We start from the raw sequence: 4,698 nt of genomic DNA, 5'->3' as shown, positions 1-4,698 counted from the left end.
TGTGAAGTCACCTGATTCAAGCTTTGGTCTAATTCATGAAGAGTTTGGTTCATACGAGATTAGCGGTGATGCCTTGGGCGACCTATCAAAAGATAAAGATGGTGCACTTGGTCTATATGGTTATTACACGCAGATTCCAAAAGCCGCATAAACATATACAGGCACTTAAATAGGATGCATTAGGCATCTTTTTTTGTGCCCATAAAAAGCAAAAGCCCAACGATTGCAGTCGCTGGGCTTTTTTATTTCCACCCGCCAGATAAAAGCAAGGGAAAGAAACTTGTGGTTGAAATTATAGCAGTAGTTTTACACAAAGTAGAGGTTGTAATGGAAAAACATGGTTATTGGAAAGTAACAGGTGCCATTTTAATGGGTATTTTCATCTGGCAACTCTCAAATATTATTAATGCATTTGTGGCTCTAGCGAAGGTATTTCAATGAATGATTTTTTTATTGCCTCAAATCGACCTATTAAAGTAGGTGAATTATCGGTGCACCAACTGCAGATGCATAACTTTGATGAGTGGTCAGGTGCGGCGCAGGTAATTAAAGACTTTTTGAATGATCATCCAGATGAAACCACACGAAAGATCTTTGATGCTCATTTGTTTGAATCAACTCAATTGATTGCTCATTCATTGAAATCCAGTATTGAGCAGGTCATTGAGTTATTTAAGAGTGATGCGCAAATCATCACTCAATTGCTGGATGCTGTGATTAATGTAAATCATGCTTTTTTCTCAGAGCCGAAGCCTAAACATCGTGATGATTTAGATCCTCGCAAAAAGAGTAGCTGGTTCGATGTGTTTCAGATGCTGGTATCGAATGGTCATCAGCCTGAAAGTATTATGCAGATGAGTTACGGCTCATTCCGTTATTATCTTAAAGCGACTCAAAAAGCTGAACGTATGAAGATGCGTAATTTAGCGATCGCAACTAGGGCGCAGAATGCAATAAATAAGAAGTTTAATGAGTTTATTAAATCACTTGAGAAAGATCAGTAATTTTTACATTGTGGTGTGAATTTGATCACTGTAATATTCAGTAAATATTTAAAATAATGGGGAATATGATGAAAAAATTACTGATTGCGACTGCTTTAATGTCTGCTTTTACTTTTGCGAATGCGAATTTAACTAATACCAGTGTTAATGGTGAGCGTGTTCGCGTGGGAGATAGTTACGGTCAGATCGTAGGTAAGCTTGGTCAGCCAGCATCAACATACGACTACACTAAAAATATGAATGGCAAAGAAACCCCAGTGCGTGAAGTTAGTTATGTAGACGGCAGTAAAACCTATACGATTACCATTGAGAATGGCAAAGTAACGCAGATTAAGACTTCGCGCTAAACTAAGGTTTAATAGATATAGAAATAAAAGTAGCGCAAGAAATGATGTTTTTATGGCACATGATTGCAAAACGCGCATCCGCTGTTGCAAATCTATGGATATGCTCACAATGCAGTAAGTAGTATTCAAAATACTTTAGAGGGTATTTTCCCTTGAGCTCAACCCGCCAATTGGCGGGTTTTTTATTGCCCAAAATTTGAGGTCGTCATGTCTGGTAAAAATTTAACTTTTAAATTAATCATGGATGGTGATAGCAAGGGGCTTGTTGTTGCTGCTAAGCAATCTGAAAACGTTACTAAAAAGGTTTTTGACAGTATCAAAGCTGAAGCGGATCAGTTGAAGCAGACAAGTAGTGATACAACCAAAGCACTTGGAAATATTGTTCCGGAGAAAAGTAAAGAGTTGGCAGATGGCCTAACTAAGTCACTAACTAGTGCCACTCAAATCATTCGGGATGCTGGAGATAATGCCAAAAGCACTGCAAAAAACTTTACCGATTTTGGTAAACAATCGATTAAATCTTTAGCGTTCTTAAAGTCTGACCTAGAGTCAGCCAAAAAGAGACTGGAAGATTTTTCTAAAACAAAAGCAACACCTGCAGATATTTCAGTTGCACAAAAACAAGTAGACCAGCTTGAGAGCGAAGTTCAGCAAGCTGAAAGTGCATTTATTGAATTTCATACCGAAGTTGGCAGGGCAAATGCCAGTCTTCGAAATACAGAAAGCGCTACACAGACTGCACAAAAAGGCCTAAATAACGCCAAATTTGCAGTCAATGCACTTGTTGGTGCTATGGCTACAATAGGTGTGGGGCTTGGTATTCGCGAATTGTCAGCGACAGCCGATTCATATACCAATCTTTCAGCACGAATTAATATCGCAACTAAAGAGGGCGGTAACTTTAAGTCTGCAATGGCTGGCGTGCACCAAATTGCTTTGATGACAAACTCAAGTCTGAGTGCAACAGGTGACTTGTTCACGAGATTGAACGCTGTTGGTAAAGACATTGGGATGACTCAGCAGAATTCGCTTGATTTAACTAAAACCATCAATCAAGCAATTCAAATCAGTGGTGTATCCGCACAAGCTAGCGAGGCCTTTACACAGCAATTTATCCAAAGTATGCAACAAGGTACGCTTCGTGGTGAAGAATACAATTCCATGATGGAAAATGGTTTTGGGGTTGCAGAAGCGTTAGCCAAGGGTTTAGGTGTCACCACTGGTGAACTTAAGAATATGGCTGACAATGGAGAGCTTGGCGCAGAGCGTGTTTATAAGGCTTTATTGAGTCAAAAGGATGCAGTACAACAAACCTTTGATCAATTTCCAACTACTATCGGTAATGCATTACAGCGCATTTCAACCAGTTGGGAAATTTTGATTGGTAAGATGGACCAGTCTAATGGTGCGAGTGCAACTGTAGCAGAATGGCTTGTAACGATTGCCGACAATATGGGGATTGTTGAAACTCTTTTAAGTGATATTGGTGAGGGATTTGTATGGGTGGGTGATCAACTTAAAAAGGTTGATCCAGAAACCGTTGTTGCGTTAAAAACTGCCCTAACTAGTATTTATGAAGTCATCAAAACAATAGGTGAAACACTGGGTGAAGCTTTTGTCATCACTCGTGATGTCTTAAATGATGTGTTAAGTGGCATATATGATTTCAATAACGGAATTGATGAGGCTAGCTCTAAAACGAATGGCTTCACCAAGGTGCTACAAGTTTTCAATGTTGCAATGGGTTTTATTAGCGATGGGTTTAAAGGAATTCAAATTGCTGCAAATTTATTCGTGGGAATTATCTATGATTTAGCAGCTGCATGGGTGCAATTGGTTTCAAAATTCACATGGGGTGATGTTAAGCAGCAAGCTATTGCAGATATGGATGCAATGGCGACCAAGGCTCAGGAGTACTACAAGAAAGCTTCAGATGGTGCCTTAGAATTTAAGTCTAAAGCTGTGCAAGCTCTTGATGAAATAGGTAAGACTCAAGAGCAAAAGAATGCTGAAAGTTTGGCTGATGCCAAAAAACACCTGGATCAGGTGCTCGCAAATCAACAAACTGAGCTAAATGGAAAGAAAGCCACAGAAGATGAGAAGTTAAAGGCCGTTCAGGCCTACGCTGAATCTGCAATTGTCGCTAATAAAGGCCTAATGAATGGTGTGATGCAAGCCGATCTGATGACGAAAGGTTATATCGTCACTATGAACGAAGCAGGCAAAATATCTGTTCAAGCATGGGATGCATCTGCGGAAGGCGCTGAGAAAAATGTAGCTTCAGCAGATAAAGCCAGAAAGGCTGCGATTGCCTTGGGTCTGGATTTAGATGTTTCTTTAAATCGTGTTTCTGCGAAATTCAAGGAAAATGAAGCCAGTGTTAACAACTTTGTTTCGGGTTTGGAAGCGCTAGGGATTACAGGAAAACAAGCAGCAGATGTTACCTATGAGGCTTGGATTAAATGGCTGGAAATAGCTAAAAGTCAGGCAGAAATTGACGCTGCAAAATTAAAGCTTCAATCCTTTGGTGAGCAAGGAAAACTGTCAACTTCTCAGGTAGAAATGGGGATGCAGGCAGTTAAGCGTGCCGTGCAGGAATTGCCCGATGCCTTGAATCCAGTTGAGCAGGCATTCGAGCGCCTTGGTATAAAAACTAAGGAGCAACTAAAACTTGCTGCTGATTTAGCGATGAATGATTTCAATATTATTTTGAAAAGCGGTGAAGCCACGCAGGATGCTTTGCAAAAAGCTTATGAGGAAACTATTCGTTTGGCCTATGCGTCAGGTGATGCGCAGGTGATTGCTGTCGCAAATGCCAAAGCTGCTTATCTAGGCCTTGAAGTCCAAATAGATGCCACTGGCAAAGCTACAGTCTCTAAACTTGGCGAGATCCAACGTGCGGCTATTGTTACTCAGAGTAGTGTTAGTCAAGTATACCAGCCAACTGTGCAGAATCAGCCTGAGGTTGGTACGGATAAAAAAGCGTCTGATGATTACTGGGATAACTTTAAAGCTGAAATGAAAGCCAAAACGGATGCAGCGAATGCAAGAGCTCAAGCACAGCGATCAGGTGGTCGTTTGAGCAATATTGGCTCAGCGCTTACTGGTAGCAGTGAATCAATTTATCAAGCGCCGGTAATGCCAGATGCGCCAATGGTTGCTTCTAGTTTTGATCTTACGCCGTTGCAAGATATTCAACCGACCGAGAAGAAGGTTCTGGAATTGCAGTCAGGCGTTAAAGTGGCTGAGCTACAAGGTACGACTGAAGCTGTTAATAGCGTTGAAGAAATGCTTCAAGAATTTGAAATGCTTAAACGGAGCATGTAATGAAATTAGTCCGTAAAAAC

General features: G+C 40.7%; 4 protein-coding genes. All 4 read left to right on the top strand.

What is annotated here, in order from left to right; genetic code table 11:
- Positions 1-195: 195 nt before the first annotated feature.
- The 4 genes from D9K81_RS18520 (at position 196) to D9K81_RS17995 (ending at position 4,678) form a co-directional block, all read left to right on the top strand.
- Positions 196-441: a hypothetical protein gene (locus tag D9K81_RS18520; RefSeq protein WP_117007082.1), complete on the top strand. Its 246-nt coding sequence runs from the start codon at positions 196-198 to the stop codon at positions 439-441.
- Positions 438-1,004 carry a hypothetical protein gene (locus D9K81_RS18005; RefSeq protein WP_120376141.1) on the top strand — a complete coding sequence of 189 codons (567 nt, stop codon included), beginning with the start codon at positions 438-440 and terminating at the stop codon, positions 1,002-1,004. The genes D9K81_RS18520 and D9K81_RS18005 overlap by 4 nt, the downstream gene beginning before the upstream one ends.
- A gap of 68 nt (positions 1,005-1,072) precedes the next feature.
- Positions 1,073-1,351, top strand: coding sequence for a hypothetical protein (locus D9K81_RS18000; RefSeq protein ID WP_171406973.1), 279 nt, complete (start codon positions 1,073-1,075; stop codon positions 1,349-1,351).
- A gap of 207 nt (positions 1,352-1,558) precedes the next feature.
- The gene (locus D9K81_RS17995) at positions 1,559-4,678 is read left to right on the top strand and encodes a tape measure protein (protein WP_120376143.1); all 3,120 of its coding nucleotides are present in this window, start codon (positions 1,559-1,561) and stop codon (positions 4,676-4,678) included.
- The last annotated feature ends 20 nt before the right edge of the window (positions 4,679-4,698 follow it).

The organism is Acinetobacter chengduensis, from assembly GCF_003664645.1.
In the GTDB taxonomy this organism is placed as follows: domain Bacteria; phylum Pseudomonadota; class Gammaproteobacteria; order Pseudomonadales; family Moraxellaceae; genus Acinetobacter; species Acinetobacter chengduensis.
This window is presented reverse-complemented; position numbering and strand designations above follow the sequence as displayed.

Bases quoted from the DNA above. Each gene is read 5' to 3' on its own strand.
- D9K81_RS18005 (WP_120376141.1), top strand. From the start codon at position 438: ATGAATGATTTTTTTATTGCCTCAAATCGACCTATTAAAGTAGGTGAA.
- D9K81_RS18000 (WP_171406973.1), top strand. From the start codon at position 1,073: ATGAAAAAATTACTGATTGCGACTGCTTTAATGTCTGCTTTTACTTTT.
- D9K81_RS17995 (WP_120376143.1), top strand. From the start codon at position 1,559: ATGTCTGGTAAAAATTTAACTTTTAAATTAATCATGGATGGTGATAGC.